Origin of the sequence: Falsibacillus albus (assembly GCF_003668575.1) — a bacterium.
In the GTDB taxonomy this organism is placed as follows: Bacteria; Bacillota; Bacilli; order Bacillales; family DSM-25281; genus Falsibacillus; species Falsibacillus albus.
In genome coordinates this window covers 108,963-132,555 of sequence record NZ_RCVZ01000012.1, presented here as the reverse complement: position 1 = coordinate 132,555, position 23,593 = coordinate 108,963, and the positions used below count along the sequence as shown (strand labels likewise).

The window sequence follows — 23,593 nt, the reverse complement described above, 5'->3', positions numbered from 1 at the left end:
TTGATTATTTTCGAAGCCCCAGCTTGGATTTTCGAATCAGCTGATTGACGACTTCAGAAAAGACAAGTCCCATTGCAATGGATCCGGATATCATGAATGCTTTTGCTGCAAGATTGATGGCAGCATTATAATCATTCTGGACAAAGTTCCTCATCGCATCGTAGGCCATCCCCCCGGGAACAAGCGGAATGATGCCCGCAACGGTGAAAATGATGATGGGGGTCTTATATTTTTTTGCAAAGAACTGGCTGATCACAGCCACTAAAAAAGCAGACAAAACCGTCGCCAGAACTAAATCCATTCCTGCTTCCGTCAACCCTAAATAGCCCATCCATCCAATCGTTCCGACAAATCCACATTTGATCAACGACTCCTTCGGGACGTTGAAGAGGATCCCAAACCCCGCGGAAGCGATGAAGCTGGTGAGTACTTGCTCCATGTACAACAATGTTCCCGCTCCTTCCACATAATATCTACAAAAACGTCAACACAACCGCAATTCCTGAGCCGATCGCAAACGCCGTCAGAAAGGCTTCAGCACCTTTGGACAACCCTGACAGCAAATGGCCGGCCATCAGATCCCTGACCGCATTGGTTATGAGCAACCCAGGAACAAGCGGCATGACTGAGCCGATGATGATCTTATCGAGTTCAGTTCCCGCGCCGGATCGGACGAGCCCTAATGAAATCAAGCCAATCATCATCGATGCTAAAAATTCAGTGAAAAATTTTATTTGCAAAAGCCTTTGGAAAAAGACTAGCACGAAAAAACCGAATCCCCCCGCAGCAAGTGCAGGAATGAAATCCGCCCATTTCCCTTGAAACATGATGAGAAAACATCCGCTTGAAATCGATGCAGCAAGGACTTGTATCGGAAAAGAAAAAGCAAGGTTTGCCGTCTTCACTTCCATCAGCATTTCGTAAGCTTCATCCAATGTTACATTTCCTTCGCTGATTTTTCGCGAAATCCGATTGACCATCGTAACTTTCTTCAAATCCGTCGTACGCTCGGAAATACGGATCAGTTTAGTTTTTGTCGGTTCTGACGTTTCGATTGAAAAAATGATGCCGGTGGGTGTCACAAAGCTGTGAGACTGAGGAATCCCAAAAGATGCAGCAATCCGCATCATCGTATCCTCAACACGGTACGTTTCAGCCCCGCTTTCAAGCAGCAGCTTTCCCGCCAGCAAACAAACTTCCATAATATCGTATTTTAATTGCTGTTTCATTCACATCTCTCCATTTTGCATTTACGCGAGAAGGCCGCAGCCGATCATCTTCATTATCATACAGTTTAAATGAATCAGGAAAAGAGAGCAATGGCTTTGAAAATGCTAAGTGAAAGCAGTCTTGCCGGTATCCAATAATGACTATATTTTGGTTGATAAAGGTGTGTCGAAAATCGTCGTTAAACGTAGAAAAATCGATATATTGGATTTTTCGCAGATATATGGTGCATTTTCGTAGATAAAATGGTTTTTTCGCTGATAAATCTCTGCTTTTCGAAGATAACGGCAATCTGGAAGCTAGTGAACCTCCCCAAAAAGGTCTTGATCTGGCATCATTAGTATTTTCGACATTAGTCTTCCTCGAATTCACTCTTCATATAGGCACCTTTCATATGATGGACAACTTCTTCAGCATTCAGCCAAACGCTTGAACCAATACTATTTAAAGCATGAAAAAAAGCTGTCGAAATAAGTTTTTTCGACAGCCCCTACCTTAAGCAGCACGCTCCATCAAATGGGTTCTGCTTGATTTCCTATTTGCTTTCAACACCATCAGCAACGCAATAATCATGAAACCTGTAATGAATCCCAGCAGAATGCCTACGTCGCCCCAATACTTGGTCCAGTCACCTGTCGAAATGACGCTGCGGAAGCCTTTTACCGCATAAGTCATTGGCAAGTATTTCCCGAATGTCTGGATGGCATGCGGCGCCAATTGAATCGGGAACGTCCCTCCTGATGAGGCCAGCTGTGACACCAAAAGGAAAATGGCTGCGAATTTCCCTAATGGTCCGATCAGCGAGACAAACATGAAAATGAGCGTGACGAAGATGAACGATGTAATCAGACTGAGCAGGACGAAATGCGGGATGCTCAATACATCGATATTAAAACCATACAAGATCACGGCATCGACAAGGACGGTCTGCAGAACACTCAACGAAAGATAGAGTGTGAGCTTATTGACAAAATGCGTCCATCCCGAATGTCCCTTCTGTGATTCCCTTGAAAACGGAATGACATTGGCTGCGAGCAGTCCCCCGACGAATAATCCAAGCGTCAAGAAATAAGGGACCATCGCGACACCATAATTAGGGACTTTGTTCATCTGCGACTCCACTAATTGGACCGGCCGCGAGAACATGTTGACCATCGCGTCATTTGATTGGATGTCGGATGATTTCTTGGCTGCAGTTGATAACTTGTCCGCCAATTCTCCGCTGCCATCCTCCAGCTGAATCATCCCGTCCGCAAGCTTCGATGTGCCTGCGGATAGCTTGTGCGATCCATCGTCTACCTTTTTCACTCCTGCCCCAAACGTCTCGAATCCACTCGACCACTTAGCCATTCCTGCATTCAATTGAGCTGCCCCACCGGCAATCTTTCCTGCTCCAGCTGAAGCCTCACCCAGCTTTTGACCGAAAAGCTGCATGCCGGAAGCAATTTGTGATTGATTTGTTTGCAACTGTGACATTCCCTCTGCCAATCCTGTCTGCTCCTGGTTGACCTTTTGGACATCCTGTGAAACTTGTTCTCCTGTACTCATCATTTCCTTCAAGGCAGGATCATCTTTGAGCTCAGGGTGGTTTTTCACAAATTCCTTCATCTGATTAACGAGATTTTCTGTATCATCCCCAGCCGTTCCAGTATCCTGCTTGGCGATTTCCATTTGTGCCCCCAGCTGTTTCAAGCCTCCGGCGACTTTTTCTGCTCCGTCCGTCAATTGCTTTTGGGAGGTATTTAATTTACTTATCCCTCCAACAAGTGTTTGAGCCCCTCCATGGAGATTCTCCATATTTTGCTGAAGCGCTTCTGCTCCAGCTGCCAAAGGACCGATGCCCTGTGACAGCTGGTGAGTGCCGGCGGATAGGTCTTTCATTTTTTCCTGATAAGTAGTAAACCCGCCTTCCAAATCAGACATTCCGGTATGAAGCTTTTCCGCTCCGTCCCCTGCTTTTGCCAACCCATTTGAAATGGTCTTTAAGTTTGAGAAGACGTTCTTTGTATAGGATTTTGTTATTTCATCCCCTACTTTATCCTTTAATTTAGCGACCGCCGTTGCACTGATTTGGCTCGCTACGAAATTGTTTCCCTGGTTCGTTTTATAAACCAGCTTTGCCGGCTGAGGATTTTTCTCGGTGAGCGTCGTCACATTTGTGGAGAAGTTTTCGGGAATCAAAACCTCCATGTAGTAGTCTCCATTTTTCAGCCCTTTTTCTCCATCCTGCTTATCTACAAAATGAAAATCCAAATTCGAATTCTTCTTCAACTCATCGGCTAAATCCTGCCCAACATGCAAGGATTCACCGTCCATGACGGCTCCTTTGTCCGAATTCACGACCGCGACTGGAAGCTTATCCAAGTTGCCGTAAGGATTCCAGTAGCTTGCAATGAACATCCCGGCATAAAGAAGCGGCATACAAAGCAGGATGGCGATGGCCAAGATCGTTTTCCTGCTCTTCAGGATATGCTTCCAATCCTGTACAAATAGTTTTAATCCTTTCATTAATAATGTACACTCCAATCTATTTTCAAAAATAATATACTTGTATGACACAACGTTGTATTATACAACCTTTTAGCCGAATTTCAAGTGACATAGATTGGAATTATTTGCAACCCTATTGTGATTTTTTATATTTTACGACTGTTTGATTGAACTTTTGCAGCAGCTCGCCAAACTTTTCCTGGTCCTCATCATTCCAGTCCATCAGCAATCGGGAATAAAATTCTTGCCTAAGTTCACGCACTTCGCTCAATTGTCCTTGGCCAATGTCTGTGATGGAAAGTAAGTTAACCCTTGCATCCTGTGGATTTGCGGTTCGTTTCACATACCCTTTTGCCTCCAATGAAGAGGTCTGTCTGCTTAAGGTCGATAAGTCCAATTGAAATGCATCGGCCAATGACTTGATTCCCATCGGACCATTTTCCTCTAAGTGAAGGAGCAGCAGGTAGGTTGATCTCTCAATGTCCTGATACTTCAAATTAGCGATCCTTGTGGCTTCGGCCCTTCTCACAAAAATGGCAAGTTCATGCTCAATGAAGGGAATATGATTATTTTCGCTCATCGTCATTCCTCATTTCTGATTTCTTGTTGTTTTAGAATACCACGAACGACCTAATTGGAAAACTTATTCAAAACCACATGAAAAAGAGCCGTGCTGTGAGGCAAGGCTCCCTAATTATGATGAAATATTTTCAGCTGCTTTTTTAAACGTATTTTTCCAAGTCAACCAATTAGCAATCAATAAGAAAACAGAATACCCATAGACCCCAAACGGAATGCGGATGCTTATCATGTGAATGCCAGCGAACACACCTAGGACGAGGAGAAGTGGAATGATCATCCAGCTTTCATTTTGCTGCACTGCTTCGAAGGGCTCGGAAAATGGAACAGGAGACTTCAAGACTTTAAAACAAATTACTATAAAGAGGCAAGCACTTATTAAGATAACTAACAAATCTGGGAATATACGGATTCCAAAGATGTAAATATAGATAATACTCAACGGTAAATAGATTGGAAGAAACAGCTTTACCATAGCTGCTTTCAACGTACCTTTAAATAGGAGCTGGATGTCCTGGATGGGGAAAGATTTAAAGATCCATGCCCCCTTCGCTTTTCCGGAATATCTCATCATCAACACGATGGTCGGGAGCATTAGGACACTGAAATATAATGTTAAATACATTTTTCCTGATGAGATATGATCAAGAGAATTCATTCTTGATTGATTGAATATTAGAATAAATGGCAGAATGAACGAAAAACCGAGTGAGGGATAGACCTTAAGTTTAAAATCCCTTTCATTTTTAAACATAATTCCAGCAAAGCGAAAAAATGAACGCTCTTCCCTGTTTCTGCAAGAAATCAGGGCCAATTTATCCTGAAGCCAATTTCCTGAAGCTTTTCTTGCTCCAGCAGAATATGCCAGCTTTTGGAGGTTCCGTTCAAAGGAAGGTATCAGCTTGATATAACCCATGATAGCAGATGCCGGAATGATGATTGATAATAAGCTGAATATCACAATTCTTGAATCGTAATGATGATTTAATAACAAATCAAACGTTGAACCGAACCAAATTGATGGAATGAACATCTGCCACCATTTTACTGTCATTTCAAAGTGGAGATCCACCAACTCAAAGGAGCGGGCTGCCAATTGATAACCGGCAATGACCACAATAGATAAAGCAATCTGGACATAATTGATGATATCCTTGAGTTTTTCTCCATCAAAAAACTTAAGAATCATAAAATAAACGAGCGCAGTAAGCACGACAATCAATGTATCGGCTAAAAGAATATCAGCCAAAAACAAGAGAAAAAACTCCAAGCCCTGATTGAAGAGGGCGATTATAAGCGGGATGCCAGTGACGGCAGCAGTCAAGAAGAAAAGATAAATACAGATATGTATCGATCTGGCAGCACTTAAAGTGGCTTTGTCGATTGGCTTTGTATGCAGGATATTTTTATCCCTGATATCAAGCAGCACCGAAGAAAAATCGGAAATCATAGAGGTCATGATGATAAAAATGATCACACTGAAAGCAATGGTCATTTGAAAAAACTCATTATTCTTCATCAAAATAAATGGAACAAGAAACAAACCCATCAGTGCATAGATCCAAAGAGACTTAATGAAACTATTTCCTGTATCGAGTTTTTCCGAGGTTTTCTTCTTATACTGATTAAAAACGGTTGGAACCCTTCTGCCATCCAATGTGAGCTTTACTTGAAGGATTTTTCTTAACGAGGGATAGTCAATGCCTAGTTTTAAAAAAAGATGCTTGAATAGATCCAAAATCTTTAATGTTTGAAAATCTTTCATTCTCTATCCTCCTTGAACGATGGCTACAAATTCTTCAGCAAGTTGCTTATGTTCATCAAAGCCGGTCAGCTGATTGAAGATTTCCTCCAACGTTCCCTCTTTATTCTTGGACTTAAGCTCTTCAAAGCTCCCATCGGCAATCACTCTGCCTTCATTCAATAGAATGATCCTGCTGCTGATTTTCTCCACGACCTCCATAATATGCGAGGAGTAAAAGATGGTCTTTCCCTGTGCAGCCAGCTGGGCCAATATTTCTTTGAACACCATCACACTGTTTGCATCCAGGCCGCCTATCGGTTCATCCAGGAATAGCAAATCAGGATTATGCAGAAGACTTGAAATGATTAAGACTTTTTGCTTCATCCCCTTTGAGAAAGAAGAAATGCGTGAATAATAGTTTTCATCAAGTCCAAATACTCTCATCAACCTGAGCGCCTTCTCATCTGCCTCCGCTCTGTCGAGTCCGTACATTTCTCCAATAAAGGTCAAATATTCCTGTGCGGTCAGATTGTCATAAAGCTCTGCAATCTCTGGCACATATCCAATCCTGCGCTTATAATCGACATTACCTTTGGCAATATTATCGCCAAAGATTTTGATTTCTCCCTGATAATCCTCTTCCAGCCCAAGCATGATTTTCACAGTTGTACTTTTGCCAGCGCCATTCGGTCCGATATATCCAATAATCTGTCCCTTGTTGACAGTTAAATCAATACCATTAAGCACAAGATTCATTCCGTAGTTCTTCTTTAAATTCTTTATCGATATAACGGGCTCTTCAATATGTTCGATGATTTCCACTTCTTTCTATTTTTCTACCATTCTAACATAATTTCCCTATTTTAAGAAAAGTGGCACTTTAACTTGAGCTAAAACGAAAAGGCGGATCCATCGATTGTGGTATCGATGGATCCGCAAGGTCTCTTTCATTACTTTCCTGTCAGTTGTTTTTCTAAGATATATCGTGACAATTCTTTTGGTTTATCCAACATGATCAAATGATCGGTGTCCTCCATTTCAATTTTTTCAGCCTGATACTTTTCACAGAAAGACGTTCCTTTCTCTCTCTTGAATTGTTTCAAGTCCTCAGGCTCATTGTCATTGAAAGCAACGATCAATGTCGCTGGAACAGTGATTTTGTTTTCAGGTGCCATCGGGTCAAATTCCCATGATGCCTTCAGACAATTGAGCTGCGTTTCATCTTTCGATTTCATTGCCACCCTTCCATCTGCACCGACTGCAACTTGTTCACGGACAGCACGCTCGATATCTTCATTCCAGAAATCAGGATTGTCTGATTTCATAAATTCATAGTATGCATCCAAACTGCTGAGTGCCTCTTCCGGGAATGAACCACCCTCAATCATCTCCCATTCCAAACCTGGCGTTTCCTTAAAAGGATAATAGCCATCATCCAATAATATCAATCTCTCAACGGCATGAGGGTACATGTTGGAAAACTTAAGGGCGAGGCCAGCTCCCCACGAACTGCCGACTAACATTGCCTTCTCAACCTGAAGTTCTTGTAGAAGGCCAAGCAATTGTTCAGCGAGATAATCATAGTGATAGGATGCGGCAGCTCCTGATTCCCCGTGGCCTGCCAAATCAGGAGCAATCAAATGATACCCTTCCAAATTCCGTGAAACGGAACTCCAAACCTCTCCGCTCCAGCCCAATCCGTGGATAAATAGGATGACTCCATCCTCATCTGCGCTTTTCGATTCCCTCACATAATAGTCCGTCTCGTTCACTTTAACTGTTTTGGAATTCCACATTTGTATTCTCCTTTCTGAAATAAGTGTTATAAACTCCAACACCCCATAAAACCATTTCAAGCAAGGCGATGACCAATGGGATCATCCCATCCCAAAAGGCACCGGAAGCAAGTCTGTTTTCCATGACTTGTCCCATAGCCATCTTCAAGGCATATATTGCCCCTGGAATGGAATACATCGTATAAATATAGACCGCCGCTAAAAAGGCGGGAGCATACAGACTTCCATAACCCATTGCCGTTTTCCTATCTGTCATCGGCAATTCTTCGAAGAAAGCCTTATATTTCTTTGAAAAAGGCTTGAACAAATACGCGATGGAGTTCCTTGTTAAATCAGCGGAATTCAGATAGGTGATCATGACATAATACAAATCGGTCCTGACAAAAATAATGAATTGCCATAAGATTTTATAGCTCTGGATTAACACAATCATTTTACAGACCTGGACCGAAAAAGCCCCCTCAGGCAAAAAGGATTGGAGAAGCAGTCCTATACATAAAATGACTGCATCCCAGAACAGCCCTGCCAGCAGCGGTACATACCTTTGCTTTTTTGGTTTTCCCCACAGGCCATTCATATCTGCCTCCACCACGAGCCAAAACCAGCGGATGCTCAAATTGAATCTGACTGGAACGCCTTCCTTGGAAGCCGCCAGATAGTGGCCGACTTCATGGATGATTGTTAGAACCCAAGAAATGATAAAGAAAAACAACAAGCTGATCCCAATAGAATCAAAAACAAACGCGTCTCTATACTTAGGGATCTCATGGGGATGCAGGCAAAGAAAAATGACAGCGGTGCCTATACATGCGGCATATAAGATGATGGCTGCTCTGCTGAATAATAACTCCCCTACTTTCTTCTCCAAGCCTTGTTGAACCATTGTTGATTCGACTATTTGCTCGCCATCAATCTTGGCTACGAGGTTCAGTTCCATCAATGTACTGACAAAGTCCAGCACATCCACCTCAAGCCCTTTTTCATTCAGCAGCCTGTCCTGGACAACACTCAATGATTCTTCGCCATTCAGCCGCCTGATCACCTCGACCCCTTCTTCAGGAATTCGGATAAATACATTGATGGCGGGGTCCCCCACCGTATATTCATCACCTTCAGGCTGAATGGCTAAATGGTCGGCTTCCACTATTGAATCAAGCGTCAATTCCTTATTCATAGTAACGCTTCCTTTTGCTTTGCAATGGATAGGAGCGTATCGATATTCACCGGTTCCAATGTGTGATGCTTATGATTTCCGCATGTCGGACACTCTGGAATCCTTTCCCACTTATGTTCTGCCATTATCCTCATCGTTTTCGTATTAAGAATATGAGACATCGATGCCTGCATCGGTTCTTCATGTCCACAGAGGAGCTTCGTGATTTCGGAAGTTATAAAACCGCTTAATAAAGCGACATGTGGCGCAATCGCAGTATTTCTCTTTTCAAACGTTTGATTATATAATGCGAGAAGCTGGTGCTCAAAGTATGGGTCTTTTCTCAAAAAATTTATGAGGAAACAATCATAGCATCCGCTTGAGTTCGGGAGGATTTTCTCCCAAATGATATTGGTATTGCTGATGCCTCCCTGCAGCAATGGGATATTTAAAAAGACACAAGCTGAGTTCACCCACCTCGTGGCAATGATCCCCGGAGTATCAATGCCATTGATTACGATATCGGCTTCTTTTAAAACCTCTATTAAACTTCCGGCATCGGTAATTTTTTTATTGATGACCTCAATTTCGATATCACTATTCATTTCTTTCACTCTTCTAAACGCTGCATCAGCCTTCAACGTCCCTATATCTTTTTCCGAATAAAGAAATTGCCTGTTCAAATTGCTGAGCTCCACTTGGTCATAATCCAACCCAATGATTCTTCCGACTCCCATACCCGCTAAGCAGGCTAAATCCAGGCTTGCCCCTCCCAAGCCCAGGACAGCAACAGTCGCATCCTTTAGCTTACGTTGAAACTGAAACCTTTTGGTATGGATATCTGCGTAATTTGAGAAGAATGTTAGATTCGCGCGATATCGCTCCAGCTGCTCCTCATTTAGATATGCCAGCCCATTTTCTCCCCAATCTTCGATCAAGCCGATGCTATTGAACATTTCCACCGCCTCTTCCACGTCTTCTTTACTGATGGACATTTCTTGGGCGATATCTTCAAGACTGTTCTTCCCATCAAACAATTCAATCATATGTATGGTAATTCCATCCGGATTTTCTATATCAAAAATCGACCCTTCAAACCCGATGCGGACTGACTGATCAAATGGGATGACAGGCTTCATGATTTCTTTAAATTTTGGCCTCATGGGATTCCACTCCTTTTTATCTTCTTCATAAAATAATATTGGCCGTGTATTTTTACATACACGGCCAATATTCTCCCATTATCTGTAGTGGCAGATAAGAGGCACTAATTTTTCAACCTTTTTGATTTTAATCTTTTTCATTCCAAACACTCCTCTCAAGTACATATTTTTTAGTTATGTAAAATCATGGAGAACAAATATTTTTAAAATTGAAAATATTCGTTAAATTTATGTTAACAAATTCCAATTTTAGGTGAATTTCATACTGTCAGTAGTAGCGTGGACAATTTCCTATGCATACGCCGTTTTATATACAATATCTTTATTTTTTATAATTTTAAGAATATTCCGTATTTAAAGTGAAAATACCCAGCAAAAATGCTGGGTACTTCCTATAACACATTAAAATACTTCGCTTCCGGGTGGGCAAAGACCATGGCGGTGACAGAAGCTTCAGGCTCCATCATACAGTCGTCGGTCAATTCGATGCCGATCTTTTCAGGCTGGATGAGCTTGAATAGTTTCTTTTGATCATCCAAATCTGGACAGGCTGGGTATCCGAAAGAAAAACGCTGTCCCCGGTATTTCGTCATGAATCGGTCCCTCATTGTAAAGTCCGTTGGATCCGGGAACCCCCAGCGGCTTCTCATCATTTCGTGCACGCGCTCCGCCAGACCTTCTGCCGTCTCAAGCGCCAATGCCTGCAGGACATGGCTTTCGAGGTAGCGTCCACTCTCCTTGAGCTGCTTGGCCCATTCCCTGATTTTATGTCCAGCCGTGACCGAGAAGAAGCCGACATAGTCCATCACTCCGCTATCGGTGGATTTCAAATAATCCGCCAAGCATAAATATGGACTCTTCTTTTGCCGTGGAAACGTAAAACGTTCAAGAATCTCCCCTTCATTGTTCGGATCATAGATCAATACATCTTCCCCATCGGATTGGGCAGGGAAAAATTGATACAAGGCTGAGGTTTGAATCAGCCCATCCATTTTCGCTTTTAAGAGTAGATCATCGACAACTTCTTTGAATTCCAGCGTTCTTTGATCTCCTTCTTCCAACAATCGGGATACTTTCCCTTTGATGCCCAAATGGTGGCCAAGCAGCATTTGCATATTGATATATGGCTCCACGTGGGAAACGGTGTATTCCTTGATGATATGCGGATCGAAATCTGGCGGGACCATGACCTCCACACCCGTGGAAACATCCGATTTCACTTTCACGGCAACTGCCGATTGTTCTTCCTGTTTTGCCGGTGCTCTGTCGTAGCTTTCCAGCTGGGCCTGCTTGGCCTTCAACTCTTCTCCCAGCTGCTTTCGTTTGTCTTTATCCTGAACCGAATTCATGATGCTCAAGCCGTCCATCGCATCTTTGGCATAGAGCACAAGCCCCTCATATTCCCTAGCGATTTTTCCTGATGTGAATTTCCTTGTAAGTGCAGCCCCACCGACGATCAGTGGCACATCAATATTTGACTGCTTCAAATCCTGCGCCGTTATCACCATTTGCTGGGCCGACTTCACCAATAATCCTGACAGTCCGATAATATCGGGTTTTTCTACCCGAATCGCCTGGATTAAATCTGAAGGTGTCACTTTTATCCCGAGGTCGACCACATTGTAGCCATTGTTGCTCAAAATGATGTCGACCAAATTTTTTCCGATGTCATGGACATCACCTTTCACCGTTGCCAGGATGACCTTTCCTTTGGATGCTGTGGCATCATTCTGTTCCATGTGCGGCTCCAAGTGTGCGACAGCGGCTTTCATTACTTCCGCACTCTGCAGCACTTCCGCCACGATCAATTGGTTATCGTTGAACAGCCTTCCCACCTCGGACATCCCGTCCATCAGCGGTCCGTTTATGATCGAAAGCGGGGTATCATATTGTTCCAGAGCCTTCTCCAGGTCCGGGATCAATCCTTCCTTCGTCCCCTCCACGACATAATGGGCAAGCCGCTCTTCCAACGTCATCGTATTGACAGGAATTTTCTTTTCCTTTTTCTTTCCCCGATAAAATTCAGTGAACGACGCAAGTGTTTCATCTGTTGTTTCAAACAAAAGGGAATCTGCCTGCTTTACTTCTGCCTCAGGAATGGAAGCAAACCGTTCAAGCTTCTCTGTATTGACGATTGCATAATCCAACCCTGCCTTCGTGCAATGATATAGAAAGACGGCGTTCAAGATCTCTCGTCCGACAGGCGGCAAACCGAATGATACATTGCTGATGCCTAATATGGTCGGACATTCCGGCATTTCCGCCTTGATCATCCGGATTCCCTCGATGGTGGCTTCTGCCGATCCGATGTATTGTTCATCCCCTGTTCCAACAGGAAATACCAATGGATCAAAAATAATATCTTCACCAGGGATAAGATATTTTTCCGTCAACAGTTGATACGACCTTCTGGCGACCTCCAGCTTCCTTTCGGCTGTTACAGCCATCCCTACTTCATCGATGGTCCCGACAACGACAGCAGCACCATATCGCTTGATTAAACGAGCCGTCTTTTCAAATCGCTCTTCTCCATCCTCTAGGTTGATGGAATTGATAATGACCTTCCCTTGGGTATACTTCAAAGCAACAGCCAACACTTCTTCATCCGTTGTATCGATCACAAGCGGTACTTTAACTTTATTGACCACCTGCTTGATGAAATGGTTCATGTCCTCAATTTCGTCCCGGTCTGGATCTGCCAGGCAAATATCGATGACCTGTGCGCCATTCTTTACCTGTGCACGCGCTATTTCAGATGCTTCTTCAATTTTCCCTTCAGCGATCAAACGCTTGAACTTTCTTGACCCAATGACATTAGTCCGCTCTCCGACGAGAATCGGGCGTTTCGATGGGTCATCATAAATAAATGGTTCGATGCCGGATACAGCATGGGAATGCGAGGGATTTGGCAGCCTGGGCTCGAGCCCTTCAACTGCCTCGGCAATGGCACGAATATGATCAGGCGTCGTTCCGCAGCAGCCACCCACCAGGTTCAGCCAGCCTTTTTCTGCAAATCCTTTGATTTTCACCGCAAGGGAATGAGGCGTTTCATGGTAGTTCCCTTCTTCATCCGGCAACCCTGCGTTGGGGTAGCAGCTCGTATAGGTCGTGGCCAGCTGGGAAAGCGTCCGGAGATGATCACGCATGAACTCAGGTCCGGTTGCACAATTCAGCCCCACCACAACAGGATCCAAATGCTCGAGTGATAAATAAAAAGCCTCGATGTTCTGACCTGCCAAAGTCGTTCCCATCGGTTCGATCGTCCCTGAAAGGATGATCGGCAGCTTTTTATCCGTCTTTTCAAATGCGGCTTGGATTCCAAGATTGGCAGCTTTGACATTGAGGGCGTCCTGCGCCGTCTCAATCAACAGCAAATCGGCACCACCGGTAATCAACCCTTCCGCTTGGATACGGTAATTATCGACCAATTCATCGAAAGTGGCTCCACCTGTAACGGAAAGCGTCTTTGTCGTTGGCCCCATCGAGCCCGCAACGAAACGGGGACGATCTGATGTAGCTCGTTCGCCAACCGCCTCTTTCGCGATTTGTGCAGCCTTTTGATTGATCTCGAAAGCATGATGACCAAGGTCATACTCATTCAAAACAATGGGTGTGCCTCCAAAGGTATTCGTTTCAATAATATCGGCACCGGCATCCAAATAGGCGAGGTGGATGCCTTTGATCACTTCTGGTGCGGTCAACACAAGGTATTCGTTGCATCCATCATATTCTTCCCCGCCGAAATCCTCAGCGGTTAGATCGGCTTGCTGAAGCATCGTTCCCATCGCCCCATCGAGTACGAGGATCCTTTTCTTTAGCTGTTCTTCAAATAATGTGCTGGCCATGGGAAACCTTCCTTTCTTCATTCGTCTGTGCTTTTATATATTCAACGAGCTCAATGCTCATATCATAGCGTGTAAAAGGCGTGATTAAATAAATGCCGTTAAATAATGCCAATGCTGTATCAATCAAAGAACGGGCAATATCCATTCCTTCTTTCCTAGCTTTCATTGGATCGCTTCCGGCAAACTCCATCCGTCTCCGCGTACTTTCAGGAATGGTGATTCCAGGTACTTCATGATGAAGGAATTCCGCATTCCTTGCGCTTGTCAGCGGCATGATCCCGATGAAAATCGGCGCATTCAGATGCCTCGTCCCTTCATAAATCTGCTGAAGCTGTTCCTCTCCATAGATAGGTTGGGATATGAAATAGTCCGCACCGGCATGGACTTTCCTCTCCAACCGCTTAATCGATGCATCCAAGTGGCGGAAGTTCGGATTAAATGCCGCACCTACAGAGAATTGGGTTCGTTCCCTTAGCGACTTTCCTGAAAATGAGATTCCCTCGTTATTTTGCTTGATCAGCTTGATCAGTTCGATGGAGGACAAATCATAAACAGAAGCAGCACCAGGGAAATCACCAATCTTGGCTGGATCACCTGTAATCGCCAATATATCGTGTACGCCTAACGTATGAAGTCCCATCAAATGGGATTGCAGCCCGATCAGATTCCGGTCCCGGCACGTAATATGGACCAGAGGATTGACCTCATAGCGTTCTTTTGCAATGGCAGCAATGGCCCCGTTGCTGATGCGCGGTGACGCAAGGGGGTTATCTGCCAAGGTCAAGGCATCGATCCCGCTTTCCCCCAGTGCTTTGACCCCTTCAAAAAACAAAGAGGTATCCAGATGTTTTGGTGGATCCAATTCAACGATGACGGTCCTCTCATTCTTCACTTTTTCGTGCAAAGGTGTTGAGCGGGATGTGATCGGCTGTAGCTCCACCTCTTTTTTCACCTTTACCTCTTTCGTTAAAATCGGACTCCGATCTGTTAAATGTTTAGCGACGGAGCGGATATGATCCGGTGTTGTCCCGCAGCAGCCTCCGATAATCCTTGCACCCTGCAATCGCAGCTCATTCGACATCTTCCCGAAATATTCGGGTTCCGCAGAATAATAAAACCTTCCTTCTTCGTAATTCGGCAAACTGGCATTAGGATATACAGATAAATAAGCATTCGCAGGTATCGGGACCTCTGCTAATGTCTGGATCATATGATATGGACCCAAGCGGCAGTTCACTCCGACGACATCAGCTCCGGCCAATTCAAGCTGTTTCAATGCGTCACGAACCTTCGTACCATCTTGAAGCACCCCAGGTTCATGAACGGAAACTTGTGCAACAACCGGCAAGCCTGCTTCCTTCTTGGCAATTTTGACTACGGTCTTCAGCTCTTCCAAATCATAAAACGTTTCAAAGAGCAACCCGTCCACACCTTCTAGCAGCAAACAATATAACTGCTCCCTGAAATTCCGCTTAATTTCCTCCAAGGATAGGCTTTGATTGATCCCCCGGATCCCACCGATCGTTCCAAGCACATATGCCCGACCATCAACTGCTTCTTTCGCCAGCTGAACAGCTTTTGTATTGATATCCTTTACCGATTCCTCCAATCCATAGCGCGACAATTTTTCATAATTCGCCCCATACGTGTTCGTCTGAATGATTTCAGCCCCTGCATCCAGATAGTCCTTGTGCACTTTCAGGACTTCGTTTGGATGGGAAAGATTCAGTTCTTCGAAACATCTGTCGACACCATAGGAGTATAGGAGTGTCCCCATGGCTCCATCCGCGATCAGGATCCTTTCTTCCAGCGCTTCCAAAAATGGCTTCATGCCATGACCTCCTTTTCTCAAATGCTTCCGGCTGCTTTATCGTGATATTCTCGGACTTCCTTTATCTTGGCTAATCCGTCACCAAGGTCTTTTATCAGATCTTCTGGATTTTCAAGGCCGACCGACAGCCTAAGAAGTCCATCTGTGATTCCCCTCTTCTCCCTTTCAGCTGGCGGCATGGAAGCATGGGACATTTTTGCCGGATAGGATAAAATGGACTCCACTGCGCCAAGGCTGACAGCGAATACCGGAATTTTCACATGCTCCAGCAGCGTCCTGACCTCCTCCTCTCCTTTTAAACGGAAAGAAAGGACTGCCCCCGGGCCTTCCGCTTGCCGCACTTGGGTCTCAAAGCCAGGATGATAGGAAAAGCCGGGATAGTTCACTTGTTCGACATGTCGATTATTTTCAAGGAATCGTGCAATTTTGTATGCAGATTCAGATGATTCCTTCAACCTGACATGGAGGGTTTTGATTCCCCTCATGAGCAGCCAGCAGTCCTGCACACCTAATACGGCACCGAAAGAGTTTTGCAAAAAGCCGATTTTTTCAGCAATCGCTTCATTTCCTGCTATCGCAAGTCCAGCCAGGACGTCGCTGTGGCCTGCCAGGAATTTCGTCGCACTGTGGAGAACAAGATCGACTCCCAGCTTTAATGGCTTCTGCAGCAGCGGTGTCATGAACGTATTGTCTAAAAAAGTCCAGCATCCGTTTGCCTTCGCCAGCTTGACGACCGCTTCAATATCCGTGATTTTCAAAAGCGGATTCGAAGGGGTTTCCATATATATGACTTTTGTATTACTTCTAATATTCGTGGCCACTTGATGAAGGTCGGTCATATCCACGAACGAATGGTCGATGCCGAAGCGCGAGAGAACTTCGGTGATCATCCGGTATGTCCCTCCGTAAACATCCTCGGAAACCAGTACATGATCTCCTTTTGACAACGTCATAAATGCTGTCGAAATGGCAGCCATTCCGGATGAGAATGCGAATCCTTTCACGCCTTCCTCCAAATTGGCAATGGCCTCTTCGAGCGCTTCCCTCGTTGGATTTCCCGAACGGCTATAGTCATATTTGCCGAATTGATCAAAGTCATCTTGATGAAAGGTGGTTGCATGATGAATCGGTACGCTCACAGCCCCGGTCTGGCGGTCAACACTTTGAGCATTGTGGATGATGTTCGTTTGAAAAGTGAATTTGTCTTTACTCATGAACAATCGCCTCCCTCTTCAATTTCGTCAGCACCTTCTCAAGATCTCCAATAATATCATCTATGTGCTCGATCCCGACTGAAAACCTCAGCAGCCTGCCGCACACCCCATTTTCAACTCTGATTTCTTCCGGTATGTCAGCATGCGTCTGGGTGGCTGGATAAGTAATGAAACTCTCAACGCCTCCAAGGCTTTCTGCGAATTTAATCACCCGGATCTTTTCTAGAAAAGGAGCGACCCATTCCTCCCTTGCCAAACGAAATGAGAGCATCCCTCCCTTTCCTGGATAAATCACATCCGTTACACATTCATGTTCCGATAAAAAGGCTGACACCTTTCCTGCATTCTCTTCATGAGCCCTCATCCTGACGTGCAATGTTTTCAATCCGCGTAGAACGAGCCAACAATCGAATGGGGACAATACCGCTCCCGCTCCATTTTGATAACTGCCGATCTTCTCCCCCAGCTCCTGCTCTTTCGCCACCACCACTCCGGCAAGGACATCATTGTGGCCGCCCAAATATTTCGTGGCACTGTGGATGACTAGATCCGCACCCTCTTCGATGGGGCGCTGGAGGAGCGGTGTATAAAAGGTATTATCGACGATGAGGAGCAAGTCTTGCTCATTGGCAAGCTGTGCAACACTCACAATACTCGTTTCATTCATCAAGGGGTTCGTCGGTGTTTCAATGAAAAGAGCTTTTGTTTGAGCGTTTATTTTTTCTGAAATGGCTTCAGGACAAGTGGTATCGACATAATGAAATTTAAGCTTATATTGCTGCTCATAGGCAGCAAACAGCCGATAGCTGCCCCCGTATAAATCATAAGAGACAATCAACTCATCCCCTGTCGAAAATAAGGAGAGGACAGCTTGGATCGCTGCCATCCCGGATGCAAATGCAAAAGCGGAATGCCCTCCCTCCAATTGGGCTAATGTTTTTTCCAGCACCGATCTTGTCGGGTTTCCTGTCCGTGTATAATCAAATCCTGTCGATTGGCCAAGTCCATTGTGCTGATAGGCAGTTGAAAAGTGAAGGGGCGCACTGACTGCCCCCGTTGCTGCATCACTATGATTTCCAGCTTGGGCAAGCAGTGTTTGAATATGTTTCGCCATTAAGAAAATCTCTCCTTTTGTTTGGGAAGTTGCAGAGAAGAGAAAATAAAAAGGACCTTCTTTTAATAAGAAGGTCCTTCTAATTGCATGATCTCCCTCTTATCGTTCAAGTTGGCATTCAACTTGCTGGAATTAGCACCATACCTATTAATCGGCTGGTTGCTGAGGTGTCAACGGGCCAGTCCCTCAACCTCTCTGGATAAGAACTATTCATTTTTCATTTTGCTGCTTTGCAAAGTTTGTTGCTAATCAGCAATGCTAACTTTTTACTTTTCACTTCTAATCAAGTACACTGGCTAATAATTTAATATTCTCATAACTTACATCATTGCGATTCGAATGTCAATGGAAAATTCCGAATTTTCTTTCAAGATTTGACCCATGCGTCTTTGGAATAGCCCCTCTGCTCCCAATAGCCAGTGTGATTGTGGGAGATTACTTCGATTCGATTCAGCCACTTAACCGATTTATACGCATACATCTTTGGGACGATGAGGCGAACAGGACCTCCATTTTTTTGGCTGATCAGCTGCCCGTCCATCAAGACAGCCACCATGATGTCGTCCATCATCGCCTGCTTCATCGATAAAGTATCCGTGTATACCCCGTCAGCAGAGTAGAACTTCACATATTTTGCCCCTTTTTGAATCCCTGCCTGCTGAAGGAGCTTCTTTAACGGTATTCCTTCCCACGTGATGTCATATACGCTCCAGCCAGTAACACAATGGAAGTCGCTCACTTGGACATCTCGACTCAATTTAACGAACTCATCCCATTTATACACATTCTGTTTCTTGACCAGCCCATCGATTGTAAAGCTGAAATTGTCATTGTTCAGCTTCGGCACTTCTGTAACCGTATAATAGCGGAACTGTCCACGCCTTCCCCCGCCGATGGGAGGAGCGGACTTCGCATTAGGTGTCGGGAGCGGCTTAAGCTTGTTCCCCTCCCCGATGACTGCTCCTGTCCCACCTGATGCCGGCAAATACGAACGAAACCATCTGGCTATGAAAGGCAAAAAGACAATGACGATCGCGCTGGCACTCACAGCCTTCAAGAAGGAACGGCGAGTATAGATCGGGTTGTGGTCATCAATCACGATCGGATCATCAAGCGTCCTCTTCGGAGCAGCTGGCTTGCCAAGCTTTTTGAACCACTTGCTCCGAGTGATGCTGTGATAAATGACATACGGAACCCCGAACCATGTGGAAAAATCGTGGATGAACAGCGCCCCCGTACTGACTTGAGGGGCAAAATCGCGGTGAAAGGTCAATAGGAATCCTGAAACGATCAACAGGATCAAGATCGTTAAAACTAAATATAAATTAATGCGGTTGTTTTTTCTTTTTTTCAGCGTATTTAAATGCTTGACCATCTTAGGCAAATAAAACAAAAATGGCAAACAAAGGACCACTCCAATCCAAATATGGACATCCCGGATCATGACCCTTATGGCCGGAAAGACTGAACGGAATGTAGTCGAAAACAGGATAAATCCTGTGAGGGTTAAAACAAGAAAGAGAATTGCATTGGAATGATGCAGCCTGATCAACCTTTTTCCAAAGTTCAAATTCCGTTGAAAAAAGAGTTTATAATTCACCACTCTCACCTTCTTCACGATTTTTTATCGGTATGATGATCGAGAATATGCTGCCCTTTTTCACTTTGCTTTCTGCCATGATTGTGCCCCCATGTCTCTCAACGATTGTTTTCGCGATGGCCAACCCGAGACCGGCACCCCCAAACTGCTGATTGCGGGACTTTTCTACCCGATACATCCGTTCAAAAATATGGGGAAGCTCTTCCTCTGAAATTCCTTCACCATGATCCCGGATCGAGATCAATAGCTCTTTGTCTTTTACAGGCTGTACTTTAATGTCTATTACCCCGTTTACCGGTGAGAACCGAATGGCATTATCCAGAAGGTTAAACAGCACTTTCTCAAAGTAGCTTTTGTCGACATCGATCTTGGGAATTTGATTAGGAAGGTCGATATTCAGCTCTATCTTCTTCTTTTGCAGGTGAATTTGTTCATGCTCAAATACAGAAAGCAGAAATTCATCTATATTGATTTCTTCCTTCTGAAGCTTGATGGCGCCGGAATCCAATAAGGAAAGCTGAAATAACTGCTGGATTAACTGATCTAGCCGCTCTGTTTCCAAAACGATGGTTTTCAAATATTGCTTGAATGTTTCTTCATCTTCGACGACGCCATCCTGGATTGCCGAGACGAAAGCCTTTATGGATGACATCGGTGTGCGCAGATCATGGGAGATGTTGGCCACAAGCTCCTTTCTGCTCATTTCCGATTGCTTGATTTGAAAAAAGGCTTCATTCAGCCGCTCGCTCATTTGGTTAAAGCGATTGGTCAGCTCCTTAATTTCAAAAGGTCCTTCAACGGGCAGCTTCCGATCAAAGTTCCCTTTCGCAATTTCCTGAGACTCTTTTGCCAACAGATGGATCGACCGCTCCACAGGCTTTGTAAACATATAATGGATTACACTGGATAGAACCGAAGAGCATATCGTGATGACTGAAAGCCAAAAAATGATATTATTCGGCAGGACCATATACACGTAGCTGATGGTCAAAAAAGTAAACATCATAAGAACACTGACGCCATTGGCAATGAGAAATATCCATTTAATCTTCATGGACGATCATTTGGCACAAATTTATAGCCAATTCCCCATACTGTTTGAATCCATTTCGGCTTCGACGGATTCTCCTCGATTTTTTCTCTCAGCCTTCGAATATGGACCGTCACCGTTGTGGTATCGTCATCAAATTCCGTATCCCACACTTGGTAAAGGAGCTGGGAACGGGAAAATACTTGCTTCGGATGGGAAGCAAGCAGAAGTAGCATATCAAACTCCTTCATGGTCAATTCAATGGGATCGTGCTGGAGCGCAACCTCCCGTGTGGAAGGATTGATAGACAAAGGGGGGAATTCAATCATCCCCTCCTCCTTCCTGCTATCGACTTTTCCTGATTGCCGATAATCCAACAGCCTGAAAATCCCATTTACTCTTAACACAAGCTCCCTTGGGTTAAATGGCTTTGGCACATAATCATTCGCCCCTATCGTGAGGCCGATCAACCGATCATACTCCTCTCCTTTTGCTGTCAGGAATATGATCGGGATATCGTCGTGCTGACGGATCTCCTCACAAGCCTTCCAACCATCCATAATCGGCATCATCAAATCAAGAATGATGACATGGAACTCATGCTTCTTCCATAAATCAAGCGCTTCTTGTCCATTTGAACCTGTAATCACTGTATATCCTTCCCGCTCGAGGTAGCGTTTGCACACATCCAATATTGTGGGCTCATCATCAACAAGCAAAACCCGCTTTTCCATTGGCTTTTCACCCTTTAATCATAGTTAAGCCTATTTTATCATTAGTTATCTTCAATCAAGAAATGATAATGGGCCAACATTAGTTCTCTTGATCGTCATTCATGTCATCCTTGCTCATGTCGTCGCTGTTGTCCCTACTTTCATCTTTCTTCATATCATCGCTGCTATCCATTCTGTCATCTTTCTTCATGTCATCGCTGCTATCCATGCTGTCATCTTTCTTCATGTCGTCGCTGCTATCCATGCTGTCATCTTTCTTCATGTCGTCGCTGCTCGTATCCTTTTTCATTTCATCCTGTTTCATGTCTTTGTTTTTGGTAGAGTCGTCCATATTCCCATTACCGCAGGCTGCCAAAAAGAACACTCCCACCAAAGCCATCATCATTGTGAACATTTTTATTCGTTTCATTTTACTCTCTCCTTTTCTTTGTCGTTGTTTATGATGATAGAGAGTAAATCTTTCCTTCGAATAAACAAAATATTAAATAAGTCTTACATCTTTATAACCGTTCCATATTGCGAGGCTGCTTTCTGCGGAATGCAAGTGCCTGCAGCTGAAAGAAGAAGACTTACATTTAAAGCAGCAGCCATAAAAAAAGACCCAAACGTGCAGGAATCACCTTGTCCCGCGGAATGGTCTGCGGTCAGGCTTCTGCATTTTGAGTCTATTGATATTTTATTAATCAAACGTTTGATTAATAAAAATGGGGGCTATACGACGCGGGGCAATCTTATGATAAAATGCGTTCCTTTGCCCAATTCGCTTGTTACTTTTATTCTTCCTTTCATTGCTTCCACTACCCTGAAAACAACCATCATGCCAAGTCCTGTCCCTTTTTGGTCTTTTGTCGTAAAGTATGGTTCGCCCAATCTTCGAACCTGTTCATCGGTCATACCGCATCCGGAATCTGAAATTTTAATAATTGCACCATCTGGCGCTGCATCAATATGTATTTCAAGCTTCCCGCCATTCGGCATCGCTTCGATAGCATTTTTCAATAAATTCAGCATGCATTGCTGGAAAAGTGACTGCTCTCCTTTTATATGTACCGATCTTAAACAAAGATCAAAGCGCACGCTGTTCATATTGGCCAGCGGACGAATAATGGCGATCACCTTTTCTACTTGTTCTTTTATATCAAGTATTTCAAGTTTTTCATTTGCAGGCTTTGCAAAGGTCAGATAATCCCTTACGATTTCTTCTGCTCGATTTAATTCATCCAAGGCGAGCTTAATATATTCCAGGTTCTTTTCATCCTTTTCCCCGTCCTTCAGCAATTGCAAAAATCCTTTCGTGGTGGTCATCGGATTTCTGATTTCATGAGAAATGCTTGCTGCCAAGTGACTGACCACTTCCAATTTTTCAGACCTGAGTATTTTCGACCTTAAAAATTTGGCACTGCGGATTGCTTCGATTATGTAAATGACCAGTCCCATCCCGAGGACTTCCATCAATGTAATGGATATAGCCGCATGATCGTATTCAGTTCTATTCAACATTAAGGATATCGTGATCCATAAAATGAGAGAATTGAAGAATATGATGGCACATCCGGTGATCAGCTTATACCGGATGGACATATTATTAAACCTTTGTGATAGGAAAGAACAAATGCCAATGACCACAATCCCTGTCCCTAGTGTGGTCAACACACCTATTCCGCCAAAAAAAGCCCTGAAAAGCACTGTCCAAATCAGTAATAGTACGCCTATGGACGGACCTCCATACAAAGCACCTATGATTAAAGGAATATTCCTTAAATCATACATAAAATCATCACTTAATTGAGCCGGCAGGACCATACATAAAAATATTGAGGATAGTGAAAAAACAAAGTATCTCCATCGAAGTTTTTTTTCATCTGTTTGAAAATGATTCCGGTCAGTCAAAAGTTGAAAAATAAATAGAGCTGCTAATATATAAAATAAATTTGGAAGTAGATGAGTAATTAGATTTGGCATATAACCCCACGCTTTTCCTCTTATTTTCTCTATTATAATCTATAAATTTCCAATATTGTAATTTTTATTTGTTTAGAGTTCTTTTCGTAACGTTTTGAGGTTGTGCAAGGT

At 44.0% G+C, this 23,593-nt stretch carries 18 protein-coding genes and 1 riboswitch; all 18 genes read right to left on the bottom strand.

From position 1 onward, the window contains the following. Positions 1-4: 4 nt before the first annotated feature. On the bottom strand, positions 5-439 hold the full coding sequence (locus tag D9X91_RS16410; RefSeq protein WP_121681748.1) for a threonine/serine exporter family protein: 435 nt from the start codon (positions 437-439) through the stop codon (positions 5-7). 34 nt (positions 440-473) lie between these two features. Next, positions 474-1,229, bottom strand: coding sequence for a threonine/serine exporter family protein (locus D9X91_RS16405; RefSeq protein WP_121681732.1), 756 nt, complete (start codon positions 1,227-1,229; stop codon positions 474-476). Positions 1,230-1,722: 493 nt separating this feature from the next. Continuing rightward, positions 1,723-3,735 (bottom strand): YhgE/Pip domain-containing protein, encoded by a 2,013-nt coding sequence (locus D9X91_RS16400; protein ID WP_121681731.1) that lies wholly within the window; start codon positions 3,733-3,735, stop codon positions 1,723-1,725. 115 nt (positions 3,736-3,850) lie between these two features. Further along, positions 3,851-4,297, bottom strand: coding sequence for a MarR family winged helix-turn-helix transcriptional regulator (locus tag D9X91_RS16395; protein ID WP_233569824.1), 447 nt, complete (start codon positions 4,295-4,297; stop codon positions 3,851-3,853). A 114-nt stretch (positions 4,298-4,411) separates the two neighbouring features. Then, positions 4,412-6,061, bottom strand: coding sequence for a hypothetical protein (locus D9X91_RS16390; RefSeq protein ID WP_121681729.1), 1,650 nt, complete (start codon positions 6,059-6,061; stop codon positions 4,412-4,414). A 3-nt stretch (positions 6,062-6,064) separates the two neighbouring features. After that, positions 6,065-6,796, bottom strand: coding sequence for an ABC transporter ATP-binding protein (locus tag D9X91_RS16385; RefSeq protein WP_199738129.1), 732 nt, complete (start codon positions 6,794-6,796; stop codon positions 6,065-6,067). A 194-nt stretch (positions 6,797-6,990) separates the two neighbouring features. Then, the gene (locus tag D9X91_RS16380; protein ID WP_121681728.1) at positions 6,991-7,836 is read right to left on the bottom strand and encodes an alpha/beta fold hydrolase; all 846 of its coding nucleotides are present in this window, start codon (positions 7,834-7,836) and stop codon (positions 6,991-6,993) included. After that, positions 7,814-9,010 carry a hypothetical protein gene (locus tag D9X91_RS16375; protein WP_121681727.1) on the bottom strand — a complete coding sequence of 399 codons (1,197 nt, stop codon included), beginning with the start codon at positions 9,008-9,010 and terminating at the stop codon, positions 7,814-7,816. The genes D9X91_RS16380 and D9X91_RS16375 overlap by 23 nt, the downstream gene beginning before the upstream one ends. Continuing rightward, positions 9,007-10,152 carry a HesA/MoeB/ThiF family protein gene (locus D9X91_RS16370; protein WP_121681726.1) on the bottom strand — a complete coding sequence of 382 codons (1,146 nt, stop codon included), beginning with the start codon at positions 10,150-10,152 and terminating at the stop codon, positions 9,007-9,009. The genes D9X91_RS16375 and D9X91_RS16370 overlap by 4 nt, the downstream gene beginning before the upstream one ends. 392 nt (positions 10,153-10,544) lie before the next feature. Continuing rightward, positions 10,545-13,997: a methionine synthase gene (gene metH / locus D9X91_RS16365; protein WP_121681725.1), complete on the bottom strand. Its 3,453-nt coding sequence runs from the start codon at positions 13,995-13,997 to the stop codon at positions 10,545-10,547. Then, a complete protein-coding gene (locus D9X91_RS16360) occupies positions 13,978-15,828 on the bottom strand; it encodes a bifunctional homocysteine S-methyltransferase/methylenetetrahydrofolate reductase (RefSeq protein WP_121681724.1) in 1,851 nt (616 codons plus the stop codon). Before D9X91_RS16360 ends, metH begins: the two co-directional genes overlap by 20 nt. Before the next feature lie 17 nt (positions 15,829-15,845). Then, positions 15,846-17,042: a cystathionine beta-lyase gene (metC, locus tag D9X91_RS16355; RefSeq protein WP_121681723.1), complete on the bottom strand. Its 1,197-nt coding sequence runs from the start codon at positions 17,040-17,042 to the stop codon at positions 15,846-15,848. Next, positions 17,035-18,156 carry a methionine biosynthesis PLP-dependent protein gene (locus tag D9X91_RS16350; RefSeq protein ID WP_121681722.1) on the bottom strand — a complete coding sequence of 374 codons (1,122 nt, stop codon included), beginning with the start codon at positions 18,154-18,156 and terminating at the stop codon, positions 17,035-17,037. The genes metC and D9X91_RS16350 overlap by 8 nt, the downstream gene beginning before the upstream one ends. A 96-nt stretch (positions 18,157-18,252) precedes the next feature. Beyond that, a riboswitch (SAM riboswitch) is annotated at positions 18,253-18,362 on the bottom strand. 161 nt (positions 18,363-18,523) lie between these two features. Next, complete coding sequence (locus D9X91_RS16345; RefSeq protein WP_233569823.1) at positions 18,524-19,756, bottom strand: molybdopterin-dependent oxidoreductase; 1,233 nt, start codon at positions 19,754-19,756, stop codon at positions 18,524-18,526. Next, positions 19,746-20,810 carry a sensor histidine kinase gene (locus tag D9X91_RS16340; RefSeq protein WP_121681721.1) on the bottom strand — a complete coding sequence of 355 codons (1,065 nt, stop codon included), beginning with the start codon at positions 20,808-20,810 and terminating at the stop codon, positions 19,746-19,748. Before D9X91_RS16340 ends, D9X91_RS16345 begins: the two co-directional genes overlap by 11 nt. After that, a complete protein-coding gene (locus tag D9X91_RS16335) occupies positions 20,807-21,520 on the bottom strand; it encodes a response regulator transcription factor (protein ID WP_121681720.1) in 714 nt (237 codons plus the stop codon). Before D9X91_RS16335 ends, D9X91_RS16340 begins: the two co-directional genes overlap by 4 nt. A 79-nt stretch (positions 21,521-21,599) precedes the next feature. Beyond that, positions 21,600-21,929, bottom strand: a complete 330-nt coding sequence (locus D9X91_RS16330) for a hypothetical protein (protein WP_121681719.1) — start codon at positions 21,927-21,929, stop codon at positions 21,600-21,602. 302 nt (positions 21,930-22,231) lie between these two features. Then, positions 22,232-23,482 (bottom strand): ATP-binding protein, encoded by a 1,251-nt coding sequence (locus tag D9X91_RS16325; RefSeq protein WP_121681718.1) that lies wholly within the window; start codon positions 23,480-23,482, stop codon positions 22,232-22,234. Positions 23,483-23,593: the final 111 nt, after the last annotated feature.

Bases quoted from the DNA above. Each gene is read 5' to 3' on its own strand.
- D9X91_RS16410 (WP_121681748.1), bottom strand. From the start codon at position 439: ATGGAGCAAGTACTCACCAGCTTCATCGCTTCCGCGGGGTTTGGGATC.
- D9X91_RS16405 (WP_121681732.1), bottom strand. From the start codon at position 1,229: ATGAAACAGCAATTAAAATACGATATTATGGAAGTTTGTTTGCTGGCG.
- D9X91_RS16400 (WP_121681731.1), bottom strand. From the start codon at position 3,735: ATGAAAGGATTAAAACTATTTGTACAGGATTGGAAGCATATCCTGAAG.
- D9X91_RS16395 (WP_233569824.1), bottom strand. From the start codon at position 4,297: ATGAGCGAAAATAATCATATTCCCTTCATTGAGCATGAACTTGCCATT.
- D9X91_RS16390 (WP_121681729.1), bottom strand. From the start codon at position 6,061: ATGAAAGATTTTCAAACATTAAAGATTTTGGATCTATTCAAGCATCTT.
- D9X91_RS16385 (WP_199738129.1), bottom strand. From the start codon at position 6,796: ATGAATCTTGTGCTTAATGGTATTGATTTAACTGTCAACAAGGGACAG.
- D9X91_RS16380 (WP_121681728.1), bottom strand. From the start codon at position 7,836: ATGTGGAATTCCAAAACAGTTAAAGTGAACGAGACGGACTATTATGTG.
- D9X91_RS16375 (WP_121681727.1), bottom strand. From the start codon at position 9,010: ATGAATAAGGAATTGACGCTTGATTCAATAGTGGAAGCCGACCATTTA.
- D9X91_RS16370 (WP_121681726.1), bottom strand. From the start codon at position 10,152: ATGAGGCCAAAATTTAAAGAAATCATGAAGCCTGTCATCCCATTTGAT.
- metH (WP_121681725.1), bottom strand. From the start codon at position 13,997: ATGGCCAGCACATTATTTGAAGAACAGCTAAAGAAAAGGATCCTCGTA.
- D9X91_RS16360 (WP_121681724.1), bottom strand. From the start codon at position 15,828: ATGAAGCCATTTTTGGAAGCGCTGGAAGAAAGGATCCTGATCGCGGAT.
- metC (WP_121681723.1), bottom strand. From the start codon at position 17,042: ATGAGTAAAGACAAATTCACTTTTCAAACGAACATCATCCACAATGCT.
- D9X91_RS16350 (WP_121681722.1), bottom strand. From the start codon at position 18,156: ATGGCGAAACATATTCAAACACTGCTTGCCCAAGCTGGAAATCATAGT.
- D9X91_RS16340 (WP_121681721.1), bottom strand. From the start codon at position 20,810: ATGAAGATTAAATGGATATTTCTCATTGCCAATGGCGTCAGTGTTCTT.
- D9X91_RS16335 (WP_121681720.1), bottom strand. From the start codon at position 21,520: ATGGAAAAGCGGGTTTTGCTTGTTGATGATGAGCCCACAATATTGGAT.
- D9X91_RS16330 (WP_121681719.1), bottom strand. From the start codon at position 21,929: ATGAAACGAATAAAAATGTTCACAATGATGATGGCTTTGGTGGGAGTG.
- D9X91_RS16325 (WP_121681718.1), bottom strand. From the start codon at position 23,482: ATGCCAAATCTAATTACTCATCTACTTCCAAATTTATTTTATATATTA.